Source organism: Methylophilus rhizosphaerae (genome assembly GCF_900100975.1).
GTDB lineage: Bacteria > Pseudomonadota > Gammaproteobacteria > Burkholderiales > Methylophilaceae > Methylophilus > Methylophilus rhizosphaerae.
Genome location: NZ_FNFX01000002.1, coordinates 13,672 through 35,333, shown reverse-complemented (window position 1 = coordinate 35,333; position 21,662 = coordinate 13,672). Strand labels below are relative to the sequence as shown.

Genomic DNA, 21,662 nt, shown 5'->3' with positions numbered 1-21,662 from the left:
CGTGCCAGGCTAGCCTGTATTGCACTTAAAGTATGTTAATCACGCGTGATTAAACGCATCTGTCCAGCTATTGGGCGTTTCGTATAACCTGACTTTCACCAGTCTGAGATGGTTATCAAAAGTCCCCTGATAGCGGGCCTTCAGCAATTTAAATGCTTCTGCGGCCATATTTTCCGCCGTGGGAATAGTGGGGAAAACCACGGTTTTGTGATTGGGCAAACTGTTGAGGAAATCCAGCACTGCAGTATCACCCTGATACACCAGGAAGGCATGGTCCCAGCGATCTACAATGGTTTCGCGCGCAATCCGTTTTACATCGGCAAAATCCATCACCATGCCATTGTCGGAAGCATGTTCAGCCTGGATAATATCGCCGGATAAGGTAATCTCAATGGCGTAGCGGTGGCCGTGCAAATTGCGGCATTGACTTTTGTGATCAGGAATGCGATGTCCGGCATCGAACTCCAAGCGTGTAGTAATTTCCATTGCGATATTATATCAGCAACCATGCAGCACGCCCTGCATGCTTCAACAGTTAATAGAGTTCATCGATATCCATCAATGCGTCCTCTTCGGCAGAGTAATGCTTGTGATTTTTTTCGTAACTGCTATAGCCTGTATCAAAGTCATCCATTTCATCGCCGGCAAAATCCTCCAGCATCTGGTCGATACGCTTGAATTTGTCGGTTGGTCCTGATTTTTGCAACATAATCTGCTCCTCAGCTTAGTTGATATTGCTCAAACACGTCAGTCGTGACATTCTTAACCGTATCATTAGCATAGACTGTGCCAATGCCGGGTTTAGTTCCGGGCAATAGTCAGTACCAACCATAGAACAATCAGGCTAACTCATTGTCTGTAAAGACATAATGGTATTGTGATCAGGAGAGATGGAATGCGTGGCTGTATCATCGCACTATTAATGGTGGGAGTATCTTCAATGGCGAATGCCGAGTGTTTACCTCTGTATCAGCATCAATTCAAAACGCTGCAAGGGCAGACTGTCGATTTTTGTCAATTCCAGGATAAGCCCGTTCTGGTCGTCAATACCGCCAGCAAGTGCGGATTTACGCCCCAGTTTGAAGCATTGGAGTCTTTATACCAGCAGTATAAAGATAAAGGTTTGGTGGTGATTGGCTTTCCCTCCAACGATTTCAAGCAAGAGCCTGGCACCAACAAGCAAATCGGCGATTTCTGCAAACTGACCTATGCCGTCAAATTTCCCATGATTGAAAAAACCAGTGTGACAGGCGCGAATGCCAACCCTCTTTACCAGCAGTTAATCAGGCAAACCGGCCAGTCACCCCAATGGAATTTTTATAAATATGTCATTCTGCCAGGCGGGCAAAAAGTGTATTCATTTAACAGTATGACGCGCCCAGAAAGCGAGGAGATTCTGGGGAAAATCAAGCCTTATTTGAAATAGTATTGCAGGGGTAGCAGGACTGAGTGTTTACTCCTGCGTACATTGCCTGGTGCGCTCCACCATTTGCCCATCCATCAACTGAGTAGTCTCTTCCCCGGAACGGCAGCGTTTCTCAGTATCCCAGATCCATACATGCTTATAGATTTCAACATAGCTATCTTTATTCCATGACCAGATGGATTCGCGATCATTTGTGGCATCAGCACTCACTTCCCTGAGTTTTTTGTAGCCATTTAATGTTTTATCCAGGAGAGTGAATGTCTTGGTTGACGGCGAGCTCCAGAGCGGCTTGCTGGGACTTCCTTTGGCTTTGAATACCCACATCGGGCAGTTATTCGCCTCGCACAGGCACATGCGCGCCGGTTTCACCAGGAAGGCCTTGGTCGATTTGTTCAAATCAATAAGCTGAGCCTCAAACATGTCATGAGGTCTGGAGACCTGACAAGTACTGGTCTTCTCGGAGCCAAGCGCTTTGGTCAGGTGAGCCACAATAGGGGCAGGTACGCTGACTGGGCTCTTGAAGCTTTCCTCACTGTTGAATACCTCATCTGCCAGGCTGGCGATAGAAGTCAGTAACAGAGCAAATACAACGGCAATTGAATAATGTCGTGATTTCATGGTGATGTACATGGTTGGTAATGTCTGATGGATTCCTTGCTTGCTTGCGCTGTCATTGAATGGAGCAAGGATCGAGGATAGGGGCGGTTGCACAATGCAAAAAAACCTCAAGTGTAACACTGGAGGTTTTATTTGTATGGTGTGCTGGTATTTTCAATATTCAACCACTTGGTGGTTTGGCGTCCCCACGGGGATTCGAACCCCGGTCGCCTCCGTGAAAGGGAGGTGTCCTAGGCCTCTAGACGATGGGGACCTAAGAAATTTAACAACCTGTGCAGTATACCATTATTTAGTGTATTCGAAAATATTTTTTATAAAAAACTCAATATTTTCAATCACTTGGTGGAGATAAGCGGGATCGAACCGCTGACCTCTTGCATGCCATGCAAGCGCTCTCCCAGCTGAGCTATACCCCCTAATCCTGGTACTGCATTTTCTTCATTTTGCGCTGCAAATCAAAGAAGGCGCCATATTAATGACGGGCTCATCTCTTGTCAACGCTTTTTCGCAGGATTCTTTAAAAAAACTGCAATTGCTGACAATTTATGTATTTAGCCCTTGCTGACCAGTATTTTCTAACCGCGAATATTGCTTTGCGCACTGAATTGCGACAGTTCTACATATGGTTGTGGTTGCCAGCCTGCCGCACGATGTTCGGCGACGACATTGGTAAAAATACCCCCACGGACATAAAATTTGGCTGTGACGCGCATGAACTTGGGATCAATGGCCACAACCAGGTCATCCAGAATCTGGTTGGTCACGGCTTCGTGAAAACAGCCCTCATCCCGGAATGACCACATATAAAGTTTCAGACTTTTTAATTCCACACACAGTTTGTTGGGGATATAGTCCAGGTAAATCACGGCAAAGTCCGGCTGACCAGTTTTTGGGCACAGACAGGTAAATTCGGGGATTTCCATATGAATATGAAAATCACGGCCGGGATTGGGATTGTCAAACGTCTCCAATGCCTTGGTCGGTTCAGCGGTTGGCTTGCCACCGAGTAAATGTTCGTTCATTGCACTCATGTTTGTTAATTGTTTCAGGATAAATTGGGTATTATAACGCTTAAGCCTGAATTCAAATTCTTATAACTGGTTTTCTTACTTTGCGTCTGACACATCTAAAACTGGCAGGGTTCAAGTCTTTTGTCGATCCGACAACCATCCATTTGCATGGTCAGCGTGTCGGTGTGGTCGGGCCGAATGGCTGCGGTAAATCCAATGTCATGGAGTCCGTACGCTGGGTGCTGGGCGAATCTTCCGCCAGGGAGATGCGTGCCGACGCCATGGATGCCGTTATTTTCAATGGTTCCGGTAACCGTAAGCCAATTTCCCGCGCCAGTGTCGAACTGGTGTTTGATAACAGCCTGGGCGGTGCCAGCGGAGAATGGAATCAATATGCGGAAATCTCGGTCAAGCGCGTGATTGAGCGCGACAAAGGGTCTACTTACTATATTAATAACACCGCTGTCCGCCGGCGTGATGTCGCAGATTTGTTCCTGGGTACTGGCCTGGGTGGCCGTGCTTATGCCATTATTGGGCAGAATACCATTTCCCGCATTGTTGAGGCCAAACCGGAAGAGTTGCGCGTGTTTCTTGAGGAAGCGGCTGGGATCAGTAAATATAAGGAGCGCCGCCGCGAAACCGAATTACGGTTGCGCGATACCCGTGAAAATCTGGCACGGGTAGAAGATATTTCGCGTGAGATGAACAAGCAGATCATCAAGCTGGAAGCGCAGGCTGCCGTCACGCAAAAATTCCATGCCTTGCAGCAAGCGCACCAGCTGGCAGAAGCGCAATGGTGGTGGTTACGTAAACGGGATGCCGTGCTGGCCCATGAGGCTGCCTCACAAACCGTTGAACAAGCGGTGAACGCCCTGGAAGCGCAAATGGCTTCTTTACGCAGCAACGAGCTGTTACTGGAGCAGTCCCGCCAGCAACATCAGGAAGTGTCTGCACAATTACATGCGGTGCAAGCGGCTTTTTATGAAGCCAATGCCCAGGTTTCCAATCTGGGCCTGCAAGTCCAGCAATCCGAAGACGCGCGAAACCGCTTATTGCAACAGCAGCAGCAATTGCAAGGGCAGCAGGAGCGTGGCGCCCAGCAGCAACAGCAATTGCAGGCACAACTGGCGGAGAAAACGGCCGCTTTTGCTGCGGTGGAGCAAAGTGTCGCGCAACATGCGGCGTCGCTGCAGGCGATGCAACAGGATTTGCCGGAGCAATCAACCCATTTGCAAGCCGTACAACAGGCAGCCAACCAGGCGCAGCAAGCTGTACAACAAAGCCGGCAGCAAATGCAGCTGGAACAAAACAATGTAAATTTTATCCAGCGCAACCTGACCGAAATTGCCCAGCGCTTGCAACGGTTACAACAGGAACTGGGGCAATGGGTATTGCCGGATATGCAGGCTCTGGAAGAGTATCAGGCACTGCTTGCTGGGCAGCAATCCGCTGCCCAGCAAGAAGAGCAGCAACTGAGCCACCTACGGCAGGAGGAGCATACGCAACAACAGGCATTGCAGCAGGCCAGTACGGCCTGGCAGCAGGCACAACGCGCTCTACATCAACTGGAAGCCGAGATTCAGTCGCTACAAAAATTACAGCAAAGTATGAAGCGGGATCAGCAACTGGAGCCCTGGCTACAGAAAGTAGGCCTGCAGTCAGCGCCTCGTTTATGGCAGGCAGTACAGATCGATAGCCAGTGGCAAGGGGCACTGGAGGCATTTCTGGGGCATAAGCTAAATGCCTTGCTACCTGAACGCCTGCCTGATTGGTTGCAGTTGCCGCATCCACAGGCTGCGCTGGCTGTCGTGAAAGCCGCATCAATGATAGAAGCCATGCCCGAACAATGGCAAGGATTACCCAGCCTGTACAGTTTATTGACCATCAGCCAGCCACAGGTGGCTGCCGCGTTACAGCACTGGCTGGCGGATGTCTATGTCCTTGAGGATGTGCGGCAACTTTCGGTTTACCAGGATAAACTGCCAGCGAATATGAGCCTCCTCACCAGGAATGGCGATGTTTATCAGCGTTACAGCGTGGTTTTCCATGGCCACCATAATCAGGTGCAGGGTGTACTGGAGCGTCAGCAGCAACTGGATAGCCTGCAGTCGGGCTTGGGCGAGGCGAAAGATGCCATGGCCGATGCCCAGCACCAGGTGCAGTCGCTCGAAAACAATTTACAAGCTATACGCCAGCAACAGCAGCAGTCCCATCAGCGTATCAAGCAATTCACTGCTGGCATGCATGACGCACAAATGCAGGTGTCACGCCTGCAACAGGCGCATGACAACGCCTTGCGCCGGCAAACGGCCTTGCAGCAGGAAATTGCCCAGGCAGAAGCGCGCCAGGCCGAATTGAATGATGAAGTCGCGCAGACGCAAACCAGCATTGCAGGCCACCAGGCGCAACTGGCTGGCTTGGAACAGGCAGCACGCGAAACGCAGGCGCAAAAACAGCAAATTGAGCAAACCTATTACCACTTGCGTGATACCGTACAGCAAGCGGAAAAAGCACATCAATCGCAGGTGTTTGAGCAGGCCTTGCTCAAAAATGCAGTGAATGATTTGCAGCAGCGCCTCGCGCAAAATGCACAGGAAAGCCAGCACCTGCAACATCGCCTGATGGAAACCGAGCAGGCGCTGGCCATCAGTAATATGGATACGCTGAAAGCAAACCTGGCGCAGGCCCTGACACAGCAGCATGATTGCGAGCAGGCATTGGCACAATCAAGAAACCGGCTGGCGGAGCAGGAAAATGCCTTGCAGGTGCAAGAGCGTCAGCGCATGCAGGCCGAGCAGCAATTGCACCCGCTGCGGGATGCTGTCGAGCAGCGCCGCCTTAAACAGCAGGAATGCCGCCTCCAGGTGGAACAATGCCAGCAAGCCCTGTCAGACACCGGCTTGGATGAAACGCTGATCCGGCAGGGGCTAAGTGTGGAGACTCAAGTACAGGCGCTGGCAGAGGCCACGCAAAAACTGCAACAACAGATACAACAATTGGGGCCCGTGAATATGGCAGCCATTGAAGAACTGGCTGCTGAAAAAGAGCGTAAAGGCTATCTGGATAGCCAACTGAAAGATTTACTCACCGCCAGTGAGACCCTGGAAGAGGCCATACAGCGTATTGATCGTGAAACGCGCGGCAAACTGCGTGCGACATTTGATGAGGCCAACCGTCATTTTGGCGAGTTGTTTCAGACCCTGTTTAACGGCGGGCAAGCCAAACTGGAATTGCTGGGCGACGAGATCCTGGATACCGGCGTGCAAGTATTTGCGCAACCACCAGGCAAGAAAAACACCACTATCCAACTGCTCTCCGGTGGTGAGAAGGCACTAACGGCCATGGCGCTGGTATTCGCCTTGTTCCGCTTGAATCCGGCACCATTCTGCCTGATGGATGAAGTGGATGCGCCGTTGGATGACAGCAATACTGAACGATTCTGCCAGCTGGTGCGTGTCATGTCGGAAAAAACCCAGTTTTTGTTTGTCTCACACAACAAAATTACGATGGAAATGTCACAGCAACTCATAGGCGTGACCATGCAGGAATCCGGGGTATCCCGGATCGTCGATGTTGATATTGATGAGGCGATACGCATGCATGCGGCGTAAGGCATGTTTTGTTGTATCATATCGCGGAGTTTTAAAGGATTGTAAGCCTACATGTCTGATTTGTGGATGATTTTGGTATTGCTGGGGGCCAGCGTCGTACTGGCAGTGGTTGTTTTTAACTGGTGGCAGGAAAAAAAATACCGCAAAGACGTTGAATATCGCTTTAGTCACACGCGTGGGGATGTACTGGATAGCAATGTAGGCGACTCCAAAAATACTGCGAAGAAAAAGGCGGCTACTGACCGGGCACTGGTATCTGAAGATGTAGAAGGCTGGATGTCTGAGCCTCGTGTACGCCAAGCACCCAAGTTTGAACCGGATTTCACCGTTGCGGATTCTCCCAAAACCAAACCCGCAACGGAACCGCAGTTAAAAACAGAAGCAGGCAAACCGATCGCCTCACCTGGCTCTCAATCTAAAGTCGAGCCTTCAATTTCAGCCCAGCAAACGGCAGCTGATTATTTTAAGGAACCGGCGACCCCATCATTAGCATCAACCTCTGATGCGTCGCCAGCAGAAACCTCTATTGAAGAACCAGTATCCGAACCTCTTCCAAGCATTACACTACCATCTGCTTTACACCAGGCCATGGACTGGATTGGCGTCATTGAGGCACCTTTAGGCGTAATGCTGGCCGAACTGGAAGAGATGCAGGCAGAAGTCAGGACATTCCCGCATCATGCCACGCTATGGGGGCAGCATGTTGCGGAAATTGCGTGGGTTGATGTGCTGGCTATGGATATTGCCGCCATGCACAGCCAAATACCACTCAGCCAGGTAGTCTGCAGCCTGCAACTCGCCGATCGTGGCGGCCCGGTTAGTGAAGAAACGCTGGCACGCTTCCAGAAATCCATGGAAACCCTGGCCCGGACATTGGGGCTGAGCATCGCCTGGCAGGGAGGCTATCAGCCTTCGCAACAGGCGCAATCCATTGATGCGTTCTGTATTGAAGTGGATAAAGCGGTTGAATTTCACGTGCTGGCAAACCAGGGCATGTTTCACGCGACCAAACTTCGTGGCCTGGCAGAAGCCTCCGGCATGCAATTAAGCGATGATGGCCGTTTCGAATTGTTCGGCCCGGAAGGGCAACTTGAATTTTCTGTACGTAATTACGAAGGCAAGCCGTTCTCTGCCGACATGCTGAAATCGACCGTGATGACAGGGGTGACATTTCAGCTGGATATCCCGACAACAACCAATAATTTACAGGTGTTTGACCATATGGTGGAGCTGGCACGCAATATGGCAAACAGTCTGGGTGCTGGTTTGATAGACGTCAACCGTAAACCGATTGGTGATGTGCAACTGGACAAAATCCGCCAGCAATTAAACAGCATTTCCAATGCCATGGCCGCACAAGGCATCGCTCCTGGTAGCGACCATGCCAAACGCCTGTTCTCCTGATGGCTACCCTCGATGAGGCTACGCTGGCGCTGCAACAGCTGAAGCAGCGTATTGCCGAATACGATTATCACTATTATGTACTGGATGATCCGCTGGTCAGCGACAATGAGTATGATGGCGTCTATCGCGAACTGTTAAGCCTTGAGCAGCAACACCCCCACCTGATTACCGCGGACTCTCCCAGCCAGCGCGTGGGTGGATTAGCACTGGCAGCCTTTGAAAGCGTACATCACAGGCAGGCCATGCTGTCGCTCAACAATGCGTTCAGTGAGCAGGAACTGGAAGCCTTTGACCGCCGGGTGCGCGAGGGTACTGGAGAGGCAGAGGTTGTCTACGCGGTAGAACCCAAGTTTGACGGCTTGGCGATTACCTTGACCTATGAGTATGGCATATTCGTACAAGGGGCGACGCGAGGGGATGGTTACACTGGTGAAAATGTGACCCATAACCTGAAAACAATCCGCGCTATCCCCACTCGCCTGGCATTAAATCAGCCGCCCGCCTTGCTGGAAGTCCGTGGTGAAGTATTAATGCTGAAAAAGGACTTCGAAAAGCTTAACCAGCAACAGGCCATAGCTGGAGGCAAGTTATTTGCCAATCCGCGCAATGCGGCAGCAGGCAGCTTGCGCCAGCTGGATTCCAGCATCACAGCCAAACGGCCACTGCATTTTTTCGCTTATGGGCTGGGTGCCAGTGAGGGAATCCCTGCGCTGCATTCGCATGCGGAAGCCATGCAATACCTGGCCGATTTGCGCTTTCCGGTGACGCCGCTGCGGGCGGTGAAAACAGGTGCTGAAGGTTTGCGCGATTACTATGCCGAGATTGGCGAAAAACGTGGCAGCCTGCCGTTTGATATCGATGGTGTGGTGTACAAGGTGAATGCCTTTGAGCTGCAAGAGACACTCGGGTTTGTGTCGCGGGCACCACGCTGGGCCATTGCGCATAAATTCCCGGCGGAAGAGGCCGTGACCATGGTCGAGGACATTACGGTACAAGTGGGGCGTACGGGAGCGATTACACCCGTGGCCCGCTTAAAACCTGTCTTTGTTGGTGGCGTGACGGTGACCAATGCGACCTTGCATAACGAAGATGAGCTACGCCGCAAAGATATCCATATTGGCGATACGGTAGTGGTCAGGCGGGCAGGGGATGTCATTCCTGAAGTGGTGTCGGTCAAACCGGAATTGCGTCCGGCAGACGCACGCCTGTTTGTGATGCCTGCCGTGTGCCCGGAATGTGGTTCCCATATCGTACGCCCACAGGATGAGGCTGTGGCGCGTTGTACCGGCGGCCTGATTTGCCCGGCCCAGCGCAAACAGGCCATCACGCATTTTGCCTCGCGACGGGCCATGGACATTGAAGGGCTGGGCGAGAAACTGGTAGATCAACTGGTTGCCAGTCACCTGGTCAGTCACCTGGATGATGTTTACCGTCTGGATTTGCCCACGCTCGCCGGACTGGAGCGCATGGCCGAGAAATCGGCGCAGAATGTGCTGGATGCCATTGAGAAAAGTAAACAGGCAACATTGCCACGGTTTATTTATGCGCTGGGTATCCGTAATGTCGGTGAAGCAACCGCCAAGGATCTGGCGCAGTATTTTGGTAACCTGGATGCGCTGATGGATGCAGATGTGGAAACACTGATGCAGGTCAATGACGTTGGCCCGGTGGTGGCCGAAGCTGCCTATCAATTCTTTCAGGAGCCGCATAATCGCGAAGTGATTGCAGCGATGCGGGCACTGGGCGTACATTGGTCGGATATGCCGAGGAAGAATCAGTCAGCCTTGTTTGCAGGCAAGACATTCGTACTGACTGGCACCTTGCCAACGCTTAAGCGTGACCAGGCACAAGCCATGATTGAAGCAGCAGGCGGTAAAGTCAGCGGTAGCGTCTCGGCCAAAACCAGCTATGTGGTTGCCGGAACCGAGGCCGGCAGTAAGCTGGAAAAAGCCCTGGCGCTGGATATTCCTGTGCTGGATGAGCCTGCTTTCATGACAATGTTACAGTCCTCTGCGGGATTAATACCACCAGAAAATGAAATAGATACGTTAGCGGAAACTTCTTCAACACAACCAGGCCTGTTTTAATCATGTATTCAAAATTAACTTTAATAGTATTGTTTAATCTATTGGTTTCAAATATATCTTTCGCCAAAGATGCAGCACTGGAATCATGTGAGGCTGCCGTGCATGGCCATCAATACGCACAAGCAGTGAATATCGCTGAGCAATATGCCGGTCAGCCTGAGTTCTGGTTATGTAAAGGGCGTGCACAAGCCGGCCTGGCGCAAAATGCTGCCGCGCAGGAAAGCTTCAGGCAAGCCATTGCCCTCAAGCCGCAAGGCGTGGATCTGATTTCTGCCCACATGCTGTTAGGCAATGCACAAGAAGCCGCCAAAAATACTGCGGGTGCATTGGAAAACTACCAGCAGGCCCTCAGATTCAGCGAGCAGCAGGATTTACGCCGTTATATGCGCGTAGCACATAATTTAATTGGTGAAGCCCTATATGGAAACGGCCAGCATGCTGAATCTCTGCAGGCCTTCCAGGCGGGGGAAAAACTGGCCGCCAATGACGATGAACGTGCAGACAGCTATATCCACGAAGCCATGGCCTACCAGCAGTTGCAGCAACTGGACTCAGCAATTGAATACCAGTTAAAAGGCGTCATGATGCTGCAGAAATCCGGTACGCCAGAGCAATATGCAGAAGCCAGCCTGACCCTGGGTAAATTATTCACCAGCAAAAAAGACTATGTGGGTGCCGGGAAAACTTACCAGCGCCTGATGGCGTATGCGCGGGAAAACGGGGGCGCATTCTATGAAGCCAAAACCGCACTTTACTGGGCTGAAACCAAGCGGGAGCAAGGGGATATGGCAGGTGCGGAGCAGCTAGTGAAAGAAGCGGGGGCGATTGCCCTGAAACTGCAGGATGCTGAGCTGGACGAAATGCTGGCGAAGGCCAAATAAATCACTGCTTGCAATACGCCTGAAATTTTGATTCAGGAATTCAATTGTGCCTGCCCTGGCTGAAACCCTGATTGAATCATGTTAAACGCCAAAAGTACCCAGTATTGAGCGAATGTTTACGCTCGCTCTTTTGGAAGAGAACATTTGCCGTAGGCGTTGTATGGAGGACTAGTGAGCAAGCGCATGATTGCTCACGCTGCGATACCCAGCGGCAGCGAAAATATCTCTTTAAAAATCAAGTCACTATGGCATTCTTATCATGTGCAACCTAATTATGGCTTGACATTGCAGGTGCTTTTCGACACATTATCATAAATATAAAAGAGCGCAGCGACAGGTCGACTGACGCTTACTGATAATTCTCGGGGGTGTGACATCTTAACAACCGGCAGGCGTCCAGCGTCTTTTGTCGGCAGTTAGATTTTGCACTGGGTTGTGAAGGTGTGTGATGTCAAAAGTAAATGTTAGGCCAATTGCGTCAGTATTGGCCGATCCTGTATTAGCCACAGTATTCCAGCAGTGGCAGTCTGCTATCGAATCGTCCGGCTTTTACCTGGCTGCTGACATAGATAGCCACGGCGCGTGCGACGCTTTATTGTTATTTAACCAGGCTGAAATGCCGGTGGGTGATCCTGCCGGCCTTGCTGTTCAAATGGTATGGGATTATTTGCCGCCCGTCGTACATGGGCCGTTACGGGGCATACTATTCCAGTCACTGCCAGGCGTTGCCCAGCGTACGTTGCGGATTGCTTTGCATGATGTGCAGGAACGCTGGCTGGAATGTATAACGCACCACTTTACGAATGGAGCAGGGGAGTCGCGGATTTTATTGCTTGTACGCGAAACCACGGCAGCGTATCAGCCAGTGCCGGCCTTGCAGCAGGATAAGGTGCGGGCAACCGCTTACGAGCAATTTAATTTCTCAATGCTGGAACTGGTATTGCAGGAGCCCGATGCGACACGTGTGCTGGAAAAAATTGCACGCGATATCGAGGCCATGCACACTGATTTGTATTGTGCCATTGTGATTACCCAGCAGCTGGGAAAACTGGTACAAACGGTCATTGCGCCTACCCTGCCTCAACCTCTGCTGGAAACACTTTGCCAATTACAACTGGAAGCAGGCAACGGCTCACTGGCGACCTCAATTACCAGGAAACAGCGTGTCATTGTCGATAATGTCATGACCCATCCTTACTGGGTAAATCACCGTGATGCGGCACAGGCCGCAGGTATCCAGGCCGGCTGGGTAGAACCCATGCTGACGGCAGCCGGTGATATTCTGGGCGCATTGGCGATTTACTATCGCCAGCCACAAACCCCCGACACTTATGAGCAGTCCATGATTGCGCAGGCAGCCAAGCTGGTCAGCATCGTGGTCGACCGCCACCTTTCCCGCGATACGATACAAACACTGGCTTACCTTGAACCGGTGACAGGATTGCCTAACCGCAGGCGGACGTACGAACTGCTGCAACAGTTGCATACGCAGGCTGTGAGTGGGGAATCCCTGGGCATGATCTATATTGACCTGGACCATTTCAAATGGATTAACGAGGCACATGGCCATACCCTGGGTAACCATCTGTTACAGCAAGTGGCAGAGCGCCTGCAGAAAGTCACGACCCCTCATTTTCTGGCATGTATGGGCGGTGATGAATTCCTGATACTGCTGTCAGAGCTGGATGGGCAGGGTGACGCCGCATTGCAGCAAGTGTGGTCCATGCAACGCAAGATACAAAAAATATTCGAGCGGCCATTCAAAGTCGGGAGCCAGAAGCTGTCGATTACGGCTAGCATGGGCTTATGCTGTTTTAATGAGCTGGAAATACGTGATACCGATTGCGTCAAGGCTGTAGATATTGCCATGCACCGGGCCAAGCAGGCAGGCCGCAATACCGCTTGCCTGTACGAGCCGGGCATGCAGACCGAAATTGCGACCCAGGTGATGCTGGAAGCAGAACTGCGCGAAGCGATTGAGCAGGCACAACTGCGTTTGCACTACCAGGTACAGGTGGACCATACCGGCCGGCCATTTGGCGCAGAAGCCTTGCTGCGCTGGGAGCATCCAGAGCGCGGATTTATCCCGCCTGCGCAGTTTATCCCGGTGGCAGAGTGCAGTAGCCTGATTGTAGAAATGGGGCAGTGGGTGCTGGACCAGGCTTGCGCACAGATTGCGCAATGGCAACGTGTGCGTAAAACCAGTGACCTGAGCCTGTCGGTGAATATCAGCGCCCGCCAGTTCAGGCAGGCAAACTTTACAGCCATGGTGAAGGCCTGTGTTCAACATCACCAGATCAACCCCAATGCCTTGCGCCTGGAGCTGACAGAAAGCCTGCTGCTGGAGAATGTGGATGATGCGGTCAGCATCATGAATGAACTCAGCCAGCTCGGTATCCAGTTTTCACTGGATGATTTCGGTACTGGTTACTCTTCCTTGCAATACCTGAAAAAACTGCCTTTGTACCAGCTGAAAATTGATCGTTCATTTGTGAATGACATTGTGACGGATAGCCATGACCGTACCATTGTACGAACGATTATCGCCATGGCGCAAAGCATGTACCTCAGTGTGATTGCGGAAGGTGTTGAAACCCAGGAGCAGATGGAGCTGTTACTGAATAATGGCTGTCGCCGCTACCAGGGGTATCTGTTTGGTAAGCCGATGGCTATAAAGGAATTTGATGCCTGGCTGGAGCAGGCGCTGGCTTAATTCAGGCTACGGCCTGGCAGCAGATATTTCTGCTGCCGGTTGCTGTAATGCCGCGCCATCGCCGGGATCAATTTGCAATTGCATCATATTATTACTTGCTTGCTGCGCATTACTTTCTGCTGTCAGCACGCGGATGACAACCCGGTTATTCATGGCTTGCGCCAGATCATTTTCACTACTGGAAACCGGCCTGGTATCGGCCAGGCCGCTGGCAGATAACCGCTTGTTCGGAATGCCCCGCGTGTTCAGGATGGCGGCAACGCGCGCCGCCTGTGCCGCCGTCATTTCCCATCGCCTGATGTCCGGGCTGACCTCATGTGCAAACATATGCCTATCCATATGGCCTTCCACCTGGATGCTGCGCAGTTCTTTTTTTAATTGCCCGCCTATCAGTTTGAGCACATAAGGCGCCTGATCCGACAATGTCATACCATCCGCTTTAAACAGGAAGCCACTCAGCATCACAATATCGATACCAAATTCTCCCTGGGAGACGATGATTTTCTTTTGCTCTATCCAGGGGGCCAGCATATTGGCCAGCTGCTGTCCCAGGGCATACATTTTTTCCTGGTCACGCTGTTTCTTTTCCTGGTACAGGTAGTTCAGCGGCAATGGTTTGAGGATAGCGCTCTGGTTCTGCAATGAAGACGGGTTCTGGATATCCATGGAAGGTGTTTGCCCGGGCTTGCCCTGGAAGGCTGTCACCACTGCATTGGATAATGCCTGGTACTTATTCAGGTTAATGGTGGAAGTGGCGTACATCACGACAAAAAACGCAAATAGCAGCGTAATGAAATCCGCATAGGAAATCAGCCAGCGGTCATGATTATCCTCTTCATCCTCATGCATTCTGCGCCGGTACATTACGACTCCCTGAGGCGCAGGTAGGCTTCCAGCCGCTCACTGACCAGTTTTGGGTTATCGCCCCTGGCGATGGAGACCCAGGCATTCAGCAGCATTTCACGGCGCGACATTTCATGTTGTACATGGCTTTTTAATTTGTTTGCAATCGGCAGGAAGACCAGGTTAGCCAGGGCGACGCCATAAATCGTCGCGACAAACGCCACAGCAATCCCGCTGCCGATTTTGGCCGGGTCAGACAGGTTTTCCATCACATGAATCAATCCCAGCACCGCGCCCAGGATACCGACCGTTGGCGCATAGCCTCCCGCAGCAGACCAGACCTTGATGGCATCCCGTTCCTGCGCTTCAAAATAATACATATCAATCGCGCACACTTCACGGATACGGTCGGCAGGCGTGCCATCCACCAATAGCTGTAGTCCTTTGCGTACAAAAGGATCTCGCTCGCGGTGAATCAGGTTTTCCAGGGAGAGCACGCTTTCTTTGCGTGCCTGCAGGCTCCACTGGTTAATTCTGATGGCCAGTTTCTGGCGGTCATCCTGTGGGCGTACAAACACCCAGCGCAGCATGCGCACGCCTTTGATGAATAGCTTGAGTTCCGTTTGCAGCAAAACGGCGCCCACGGTTCCCAGCACGACCACGGCAAAAGCCGCCGGCTGCATGAGTGATTTCAGGTGGCCGCCTTCAATGGTTTGCCCCAATACCAGGCCGGCGAGGGCAATGACCAGGCCGGCCAGACTACCCCAATCCATTATGCCGCTCCGGTCCAGGCCTTATCGCGCATGGAAGCACGTAAACGGGCAACTGCCTGGCTATGCAACTGGCAGACACGTGATTCGGACACATTCATGATGGCGCCGATTTCTTTCAGGTTAAGCTCCTGTTCATAGTACAGGCCCATTAATACCTTTTCGCGCTCCGGCAGGCGGTCAATCGAATCAATCAGTGCTTCACGGAAATCGCTTTCCAGCAGGGATTTAACCGGGTCACTGCTGTCGTCATCGACATAGCGGTCAAGAAAATGCTCGCTGCTGTCATCATCCTGAAAGTCTTCGTAGTAAATCAACTGGTGGCCCTGGCAGTCACTCAGTACATCGTAGTAGTCTTCCAGGCTGAAATTCATGTGTTTGGCAATTTCAGATTCGGTCGGCGGACGGCCAAATCTTTGCTCCAACTGCTGCACCGCGACCTCAATGTCACGCATATTTTTACGGATACCGCGTGGCAACCAGTCAGCACCGCGTAACTCATCCAGCATGGCGCCGCGCACACGTTGTGAGGCGTAGGTTTCAAACTGTGCGCCATGCGTATCTTCATAACGCTGGATGGCGTCCATCAGGCCTATCATGCCTGCCTGCACCAGATCATCCACCTCCACACACGAAGGCAGCTTGGATTTCAGCTGGTAGGCCATGCGCTTGACCATGACACTATGCTGTTTCAGCATCTGGTCGGTATTGTTCGTTGTGCCTTTAGCGGTATACATGTTTTCCCTCTTTTTTAGACAGCCGCCAGTGAAGGGGTGGCTAAACGTTGTTTCTCCAGGCTGCCAGCAATGGTTTTAAACGCCAGTGCCAGTTGAGCCGCAGGGGAGGTATCGCCTCCATTGCGATGGCTTACACCATTGGCTTTCTGTATGGTTACCGCCTGCGGAATCGCGCCCAGGAAATTCAGCGAGATGCCCAGAAATTGTCCGCATACCTGATTAAGGCGCATAAAGTACTGCTGCCCCTGTGCATGCGTAGCGCCCGTCACCATGATGCTTAACGGTTGTTGGGCATCCTGTTGGCACAGGCGTTTAATCGTAATATAAGCCGATTTAATCGCCTCGTCACTGCGTTCCATCTGGATCACTACTGCATGTTGCGCCATGACCGGTAACACCAGGTGCTGGTCACGGCCATCCAGTATTGCTTCTATCATGACGGTATCATAACCATACGCAAGCTGGTTCACTATACCGTCCAGCGCCGTTTTTACATCGCCTGATAAGGTGGAGGTTAATGTGTTATTTTCAGCCAACGCGGCCAGGTCATAGCCTTGCGGATGCCTGATGATGGCGCGGCTCAGAAGGCTTTTGCGTAATGCCACGGCATGTAAAGTATGGGCGGTGGCTGGTTGCTGGGTTGCCTGAATGACCAAAGTACGCTGCCCGGTGCTGGTCATGCTGGCTGCCAGCTGGCTCAGCCAGCTGCTGGCTGGCTGGCCACTGGCGGTCATGACACTGATGATACGGGCTGAGGACTTGGCCATAAGGCGGCGCAAACCATCGGCCTGGTCCTGGTAATTAAGCATGCGCCTCTCCCTGGGATTGCATCATGCTGGAAATCACCAGTGGCAATTCTTCATCCAGGTACTGGTAGGGCAGGCTGGCCTGATGTGGAGTTAACACACGCTCAACCAGGGCTTGTTTGTCGGCGACTTCAATATCTTCCGGTACACGCTGGCCGCTGGTGGTGTAGAACAAGCGCATGCGCTCACGAATCAGCACATCCAGCACATTGCCAATCGCCGCTGCTTCATCCAGTTTGGTCACGATACAACCGGCCATCTCGTGTTTCTTGTAGCTGCGCATCACATCCGTCAGCGTTTCACCAGTGGACGTGGCATTCAGGCACAACAGTTTCTGGATCGGTGACTCCGCTCTGCTCAGCATGGATAATTGCTCTGTTACCGCCTGGTCACGCTGGCTGACACCGACTGTGTCAATCAGGATCATGTGTTTGCCTTTCAGCTCATTCAGCGCGATTTTCAGGTCTTCTTCATCTTTAACCGCATGTACCATCACGCCCAGAATTTTGCCGTAGATGCGTAATTGCTCGTAACCACCGATACGGTAGCTGTCTGTCGTGATCAGGCCCAGGTTCTGGGTGCCGTGCTTCATGACATAACGGGCGGCCAGTTTGGCTGTAGTCGTCGTTTTACCCACGCCAGTCGGGCCTACCAGTGCGTAGACGCCGCCACGATCCAGCAGAGCATCTTCATCATCCAGGGTATGCAGGTTGCGGCTGATGACTTCTTTTGCCCACATCGGTGCCTTGTTGACGTCAATATGCTGCGGTATTTTTTCTGCAATCTGGCGGGAGAGGGCAGCACTGAAGCTGGCTGACAGCAAAGTGCTCAGTACTTTGGACTTGGCCGGGCTATGTTGCAGGTGATGCTGCCAGGTCATGGCACTCATCTGGGTTTCAAAATGACTGCGCATATGACGCATTTCCTGCATCATGCCCTGCATTTTGTCTTCCAGGGTCTGGGTGGCCAGTTGATACGCCTGTTCCTGCTGTTCGCTGTGCTGTTTGAGCATATCCATGATGGCATGCTCACTGGCAGGATCCTCTTCCATCGCAGCTGGGGCAACCGGTGCGCGTGTTGCCGGTTGTGAGGCCGGGCGTGGCTGTTCTTTGCCCGTGACAAAATCCAGCAGGCTACGGCCATGGTCAGGTTGAGGCTCTGCCTGCTGGCTGTCCGTGGTTTCAATATCGGATTCGAGCATGGCCATGATCTCGGTGCCACCATTGACGCTGCGATTGGCGACGATAATGGCATCTTCACCCAATGCCTGCTTGACCTGTGCCAATGCATCGCGTGCATTCTTGCCAAAAAATCTTCTGATGTTCATGTTATTGCGCTCCGATTAAACTGGTCACTCGAATGGATTTGTTGTCTGGCAGCTCGTCATGTGACAATACTCTGAGATGCGGGACGGTTCTTCTCAAGAATCTGGATAAAGCCTGGCGTAGCGGGGCAGCGACCAGTAATACCGGTGTCAGCCCCATTTGTTCCTGCTGTTTGGCTGCCATTTCTGTTTGTTGCGCCAGTCTTTCGGCAATGCCAGGTTCAATCCCGTTTTGTGCAGACTGGTTATTTTGCAAGGCTTGCAGCAGCAGTCGTTCCAGCTGGCCATCCAGGGTCATGGCAGTCACTTCATTGCTGTAGGGGAACAAGTCCTGCACGATGGCGCGGCCAAGCTTGACGCGGACCATGGCGGTCAGGTCATTGGCATCCTGGCTATATTGGGCATGGTCGGCCAGGGTTTCCAGAATGGTGCGCATATCACGGATATGCACCCCTTCATTAAGCAGGTTCTGCAACACTTTTTGCAACGTGGAAAGCGAAATCATTTTAGGCACGATTTCTTCAATCAGCTTGCTGGATTCTTTACCCAGGTGATCCAGCAACTGCTGCACCTCCTGGCGACCCAGCAACTCACCGGCATTCAGTGAAATAATATGGTTCAGGTGGGTAGCGATCACCGTACCGGCATCCACCACGGTGTAGCCCAGGCTTTGCGCATATTCTTTACGCTCCGGTTCAATCCATACCGCTGGCAGCCCAAATGCCGGATCAGTGGTTTTGGCACCATCCAGTTCAGCCGTCACGGCACCCGGGTCAATGGCCAGCATCTGGTTGAAATTGGATTCGCCACTGGCCATTTCCACGCCTTTCATGGTGATGCGGTAAGCATTGGGCTTTAAGGTCAGGTTGTCGCGGATATGCACGGTTGGGGCCAGGAAGCCGATTTCCTGCGCAAATTTCTTGCGAATCCCTTTGATACGTTTCAGTAGCTCGCCGCCCTGGCCCTTATCCACCAGCGGGATCAGGCGGTAGCCGACTTCCAGGCCAACCGTGTCCACAGGCAATACATCATTCCAGGTGGCTTCCTCGGCTTCGCTGACAGGTGCCAGCTTATCTTCCGGTTGTACTTCCAGCGCAGCCTGTTGCCGGGCTTTTGCCTGCTTCTGTTTCAGGGAGTAGGCCAGGCCGCCGAGTATGCCGCCCAATGCCAGAAAAGCTAGGTGCGGCATGCCAGGAATCAGGCCGATCCCGCCAATAATACCGGCAGTAAAGCCCAGCACGCGTGGGTTTTCAAACAGCTGGGTAATCAGCTGCCCACCGATATCTTCATTGTTAGCCACACGCGAAACTACCACACCAGCAGCAATGGAAATCACCAGGGAAGGAATCTGTGCCACCAGGCCATCACCAATCGCCAGCAAGGTGTAGTTTTTCACCGCATCATCAAAGCCCAGGCCGTGTTGCATCATACCGACAATCAGCCCGCCAACGATGTTGATGATAATGACCAGGATGCCGGCAATCGCGTCACCACGTACATATTTACTGGCACCATCCATGGCCCCGTAGAACTCGGATTCCTGGCTGACTTCCTTGCGGCGACGACGGGCTTCATCTTCGCCAATCAGGCCGGCATTCAGGTCGGCATCAATCGCCATCTGTTTACCGGGCATTGCATCCAGAGTAAACCGTGCACCCACTTCAGCAATACGGCCGGCACCTTTGGTGATCACGGTGAAGTTGATAATGGTCAGGATGATAAAGACCACGATACCGACAGCGTAATTACCGCCGATCAGGAAGTGGCCGAAAGCTTCAATCACCTTACCAGCCGCATCCGGGCCGGCATGGCCTTCCGTCAGCACCACGCGGGTCGATGCCACGTTCAATGCCAGGCGTAGCATGGTGGTCATCAGCAGCACAGTAGGGAAGGCGATAAAATCAAGCGGTTTGGTCGTTTGCAAGCCTATCATCAAGACAAGAATGGAGAGTGCAATATTAAAGGTAAAGAATACATCGAGCATGATGGCCGGCAACGGCAGGATCATCATGGCGAGCAGCAATACAATAATGAGTGGCGCGGCGATTGCACGACCGTCCATTTTTCCCATCCATTGTTGCCAGTTGTTCATGTAAGCTCCTTAAGCCTGCTTTAATTACTCAATATCTGTTGCACTGGGTGGCGTTGCAACCAATGCATGTGGATCCAATGCATCTGGAACCGGTACATTGTCTGGCATGGCCGGACGTACGCCCCCATGCTGCCTGAACACGCGTAGCTGGAACACATAAGCCAGGATTTCAGCCACTGCTGCATATAAAGTTTGCGGAATTTCACGCTCCAGCTCCGTGTGTGCATATAAAGCACGCGCCAGTTTCGGAGATTCCAGCACCATGACTTCATGTTCAGCTGCAATCTCTTTAATTTTTTGAGCAATCGTATCGACGCCTTTAGCCACGACGATAGGAGCGCCATTTTCACCTTCTTTATAGCGCACAGCCACCGCATAGTGAGTAGGGTTGGTAATCACCACATCAGCAGTCGGGATGTTACTCATCATTCTTCTGCGCGCCATTTCACGTTGCTGCTGGCGGATACGGCCTTTGACTTCCGGGCTACCTTCAGATTCTTTCGCTTCGTCTTTCAGTTCCTGCTTGGTCATCTTGTGCTTTTGCGCATACTGGTAGAGCTGATAGGGCACATCAATCACCGCAATCAGCACCAGGGCAGAGGCAATGGTCAGGAATCCGGTCATCATGTAATCATTAATGGCATGGATACCGGATTCCAGCGGCATATTGGACAAGCCCAGCATAGGCTGCAGGTCTTTCCTCACAATGGTGTAGCCGACCGAGGCTACCAGGACGGTTTTAGCCACGGACTTCACCAGTTCTACCAGTGAGTTTTTGGAGAACAGATTACCGAACCCTTTGATCGGGTTCAATTTACCAAAATTGGGCACCAGAGATTTCTGTGTCATGACCCAGCCGCCGACCAATACCGGGGCAGCGATGGCGCTGGCCACCATAATCACGGCCAGTGGCAGGAAGGCCCATGCAATCTGTTCCAGCACTTTCAGTAGATGGACGATCAGCAGTTCGGGCTCAAATGCCATCGCCTGGTCAAATCTCAGCCCTTGCCGCAAGACATTTTGTAGCGCCTCACCCATGGGGCGACCCAGCATCATGATGGCCATGCCACTGGTAAACAGTACGGCACACGCGGCTAATTCGCGTGAGCGGGGAATATCACCGTCTTCGCGCGCCTTCTCCAATCGCTTGGGGGACGCGTCTTCGGTTTTTTCCATGTCGCTGTCTTCAGCTGCCATTTATTCACTCTTCAGGTTACAAGGAAACAACAAATACGTTGTGTTTACAGCTGCGATTATTGAGCAATCCCCGAGGGTTTTATATCGGGAATAAAGAGACTTATTGACCGCTTTCTATCACTTATGCTGCCAAGATTGTTAAC

At 52.1% G+C, this 21,662-nt stretch carries 17 protein-coding genes and 2 tRNA genes; 6 read left to right on the top strand and 13 right to left on the bottom strand.

Going from position 1 to position 21,662, the window contains the following annotated elements; all coding sequences use genetic code 11:
* Positions 1 to 39: 39 nt before the first annotated feature.
* Together queD and BLP53_RS13615 are read right to left on the bottom strand one after the other, a co-directional pair.
* Complete coding sequence (queD, locus tag BLP53_RS03975) at positions 40 to 486, bottom strand: 6-carboxytetrahydropterin synthase QueD (RefSeq protein WP_091470524.1); 447 nt, start codon at positions 484 to 486, stop codon at positions 40 to 42.
* 49 nt (positions 487 to 535) lie between these two features.
* A complete protein-coding gene (locus BLP53_RS13615; protein ID WP_176755211.1) occupies positions 536 to 709 on the bottom strand; it encodes a hypothetical protein in 174 nt (57 codons plus the stop codon).
* Between the two features lie 186 nt (positions 710 to 895).
* On the opposite strand from BLP53_RS13615, the gene BLP53_RS03970 reads away from it, so the two are divergent.
* Positions 896 to 1,426: a glutathione peroxidase gene (locus tag BLP53_RS03970; protein WP_176755210.1), complete on the top strand. Its 531-nt coding sequence runs from the start codon at positions 896 to 898 to the stop codon at positions 1,424 to 1,426.
* A gap of 27 nt (positions 1,427 to 1,453) precedes the next feature.
* On the opposite strand, the gene BLP53_RS03965 is transcribed toward BLP53_RS03970, so the two are convergent.
* The 4 genes from BLP53_RS03965 to queF form a co-directional block, all read right to left on the bottom strand.
* Entirely contained in the window at positions 1,454 to 2,044 is a 591-nt protein-coding gene (locus BLP53_RS03965; RefSeq protein ID WP_091471372.1) for a hypothetical protein, read from the bottom strand.
* A 177-nt stretch (positions 2,045 to 2,221) separates the two neighbouring features.
* A tRNA-Glu gene (locus BLP53_RS03960) sits at positions 2,222 to 2,297 on the bottom strand.
* 87 nt (positions 2,298 to 2,384) lie between these two features.
* Positions 2,385 to 2,460, bottom strand: a tRNA-Ala gene (locus BLP53_RS03955).
* A gap of 159 nt (positions 2,461 to 2,619) precedes the next feature.
* Positions 2,620 to 3,066: a preQ(1) synthase gene (gene queF, locus BLP53_RS03950; RefSeq protein ID WP_091470522.1), complete on the bottom strand. Its 447-nt coding sequence runs from the start codon at positions 3,064 to 3,066 to the stop codon at positions 2,620 to 2,622.
* Positions 3,067 to 3,155: 89 nt separating this feature from the next.
* Between queF and smc the strand changes: the two genes are divergently transcribed.
* The 5 genes from smc to BLP53_RS03925 all read left to right on the top strand — a co-directional run bounded on the left by smc (position 3,156) and on the right by BLP53_RS03925 (position 13,750).
* Complete coding sequence (smc, locus tag BLP53_RS03945; RefSeq protein ID WP_091470519.1) at positions 3,156 to 6,665, top strand: chromosome segregation protein SMC; 3,510 nt, start codon at positions 3,156 to 3,158, stop codon at positions 6,663 to 6,665.
* A gap of 51 nt (positions 6,666 to 6,716) precedes the next feature.
* Positions 6,717 to 8,069 (top strand): cell division protein ZipA C-terminal FtsZ-binding domain-containing protein, encoded by a 1,353-nt coding sequence (locus tag BLP53_RS03940; RefSeq protein ID WP_091470517.1) that lies wholly within the window; start codon positions 6,717 to 6,719, stop codon positions 8,067 to 8,069.
* A complete protein-coding gene (gene ligA, locus BLP53_RS03935) occupies positions 8,069 to 10,156 on the top strand; it encodes an NAD-dependent DNA ligase LigA (protein ID WP_091470514.1) in 2,088 nt (695 codons plus the stop codon). The genes BLP53_RS03940 and ligA overlap by 1 nt, the downstream gene beginning before the upstream one ends.
* Before the next feature lie 41 nt (positions 10,157 to 10,197).
* Entirely contained in the window at positions 10,198 to 11,037 is an 840-nt protein-coding gene (locus tag BLP53_RS03930; RefSeq protein WP_245652617.1) for a tetratricopeptide repeat protein, read from the top strand.
* A gap of 448 nt (positions 11,038 to 11,485) precedes the next feature.
* Positions 11,486 to 13,750: a putative bifunctional diguanylate cyclase/phosphodiesterase gene (locus BLP53_RS03925; RefSeq protein ID WP_091470508.1), complete on the top strand. Its 2,265-nt coding sequence runs from the start codon at positions 11,486 to 11,488 to the stop codon at positions 13,748 to 13,750.
* A 6-nt stretch (positions 13,751 to 13,756) separates the two neighbouring features.
* On the opposite strand, the gene BLP53_RS03920 is transcribed toward BLP53_RS03925, so the two are convergent.
* Genes BLP53_RS03920 through flhB form a run of 7 tightly spaced genes read right to left on the bottom strand, consistent with a single transcriptional unit; the run spans position 13,757 to position 21,519 of the window.
* Positions 13,757 to 14,614 carry a flagellar motor protein MotB gene (locus BLP53_RS03920; RefSeq protein WP_091470502.1) on the bottom strand — a complete coding sequence of 286 codons (858 nt, stop codon included), beginning with the start codon at positions 14,612 to 14,614 and terminating at the stop codon, positions 13,757 to 13,759.
* A complete protein-coding gene (locus BLP53_RS03915; RefSeq protein ID WP_091470500.1) occupies positions 14,614 to 15,366 on the bottom strand; it encodes a flagellar motor protein in 753 nt (250 codons plus the stop codon). The genes BLP53_RS03920 and BLP53_RS03915 overlap by 1 nt, the downstream gene beginning before the upstream one ends.
* The gene (locus BLP53_RS03910; RefSeq protein WP_091470498.1) at positions 15,366 to 16,100 is read right to left on the bottom strand and encodes an RNA polymerase sigma factor FliA; all 735 of its coding nucleotides are present in this window, start codon (positions 16,098 to 16,100) and stop codon (positions 15,366 to 15,368) included. Before BLP53_RS03910 ends, BLP53_RS03915 begins: the two co-directional genes overlap by 1 nt.
* Positions 16,101 to 16,114: 14 nt before the next feature.
* A complete protein-coding gene (locus BLP53_RS03905; protein WP_091470495.1) occupies positions 16,115 to 16,909 on the bottom strand; it encodes a MinD/ParA family ATP-binding protein in 795 nt (264 codons plus the stop codon).
* Positions 16,902 to 18,233 (bottom strand): flagellar biosynthesis GTPase FlhF, encoded by a 1,332-nt coding sequence (gene flhF, locus BLP53_RS03900; protein WP_091470492.1) that lies wholly within the window; start codon positions 18,231 to 18,233, stop codon positions 16,902 to 16,904. The genes BLP53_RS03905 and flhF overlap by 8 nt, the downstream gene beginning before the upstream one ends.
* Before the next feature lies 1 nt (position 18,234).
* A complete protein-coding gene (flhA, locus tag BLP53_RS03895; protein ID WP_091470489.1) occupies positions 18,235 to 20,322 on the bottom strand; it encodes a flagellar biosynthesis protein FlhA in 2,088 nt (695 codons plus the stop codon).
* A gap of 24 nt (positions 20,323 to 20,346) precedes the next feature.
* Entirely contained in the window at positions 20,347 to 21,519 is a 1,173-nt protein-coding gene (flhB, locus tag BLP53_RS03890) for a flagellar biosynthesis protein FlhB (protein ID WP_091470486.1), read from the bottom strand.
* Positions 21,520 to 21,662 lie beyond the last annotated feature (143 nt).

What these genes read in the sequence shown, in the direction of transcription:
- BLP53_RS03970 (WP_176755210.1), top strand. Translation starts at nt 896, where the DNA reads ATGCGTGGCTGTATCATCGCACTATTAATGGTGGGAGTATCTTCAATG.
- BLP53_RS03925 (WP_091470508.1), top strand. Translation starts at nt 11,486, where the DNA reads ATGTCAAAAGTAAATGTTAGGCCAATTGCGTCAGTATTGGCCGATCCT.
- ligA (WP_091470514.1), top strand. Translation starts at nt 8,069, where the DNA reads ATGGCTACCCTCGATGAGGCTACGCTGGCGCTGCAACAGCTGAAGCAG.
- BLP53_RS03920 (WP_091470502.1), bottom strand. Translation starts at nt 14,614, where the DNA reads ATGTACCGGCGCAGAATGCATGAGGATGAAGAGGATAATCATGACCGC.
- BLP53_RS03910 (WP_091470498.1), bottom strand. Translation starts at nt 16,100, where the DNA reads ATGTATACCGCTAAAGGCACAACGAACAATACCGACCAGATGCTGAAA.
- BLP53_RS03965 (WP_091471372.1), bottom strand. Translation starts at nt 2,044, where the DNA reads ATGAAATCACGACATTATTCAATTGCCGTTGTATTTGCTCTGTTACTG.
- BLP53_RS03915 (WP_091470500.1), bottom strand. Translation starts at nt 15,366, where the DNA reads ATGGATTGGGGTAGTCTGGCCGGCCTGGTCATTGCCCTCGCCGGCCTG.
- flhA (WP_091470489.1), bottom strand. Translation starts at nt 20,322, where the DNA reads ATGAACAACTGGCAACAATGGATGGGAAAAATGGACGGTCGTGCAATC.
- BLP53_RS03940 (WP_091470517.1), top strand. Translation starts at nt 6,717, where the DNA reads ATGTCTGATTTGTGGATGATTTTGGTATTGCTGGGGGCCAGCGTCGTA.
- flhB (WP_091470486.1), bottom strand. Translation starts at nt 21,519, where the DNA reads ATGGCAGCTGAAGACAGCGACATGGAAAAAACCGAAGACGCGTCCCCC.
- flhF (WP_091470492.1), bottom strand. Translation starts at nt 18,233, where the DNA reads ATGAACATCAGAAGATTTTTTGGCAAGAATGCACGCGATGCATTGGCA.
- BLP53_RS13615 (WP_176755211.1), bottom strand. Translation starts at nt 709, where the DNA reads ATGTTGCAAAAATCAGGACCAACCGACAAATTCAAGCGTATCGACCAG.
- BLP53_RS03905 (WP_091470495.1), bottom strand. Translation starts at nt 16,909, where the DNA reads ATGCTTAATTACCAGGACCAGGCCGATGGTTTGCGCCGCCTTATGGCC.
- queD (WP_091470524.1), bottom strand. Translation starts at nt 486, where the DNA reads ATGGAAATTACTACACGCTTGGAGTTCGATGCCGGACATCGCATTCCT.
- queF (WP_091470522.1), bottom strand. Translation starts at nt 3,066, where the DNA reads ATGAACGAACATTTACTCGGTGGCAAGCCAACCGCTGAACCGACCAAG.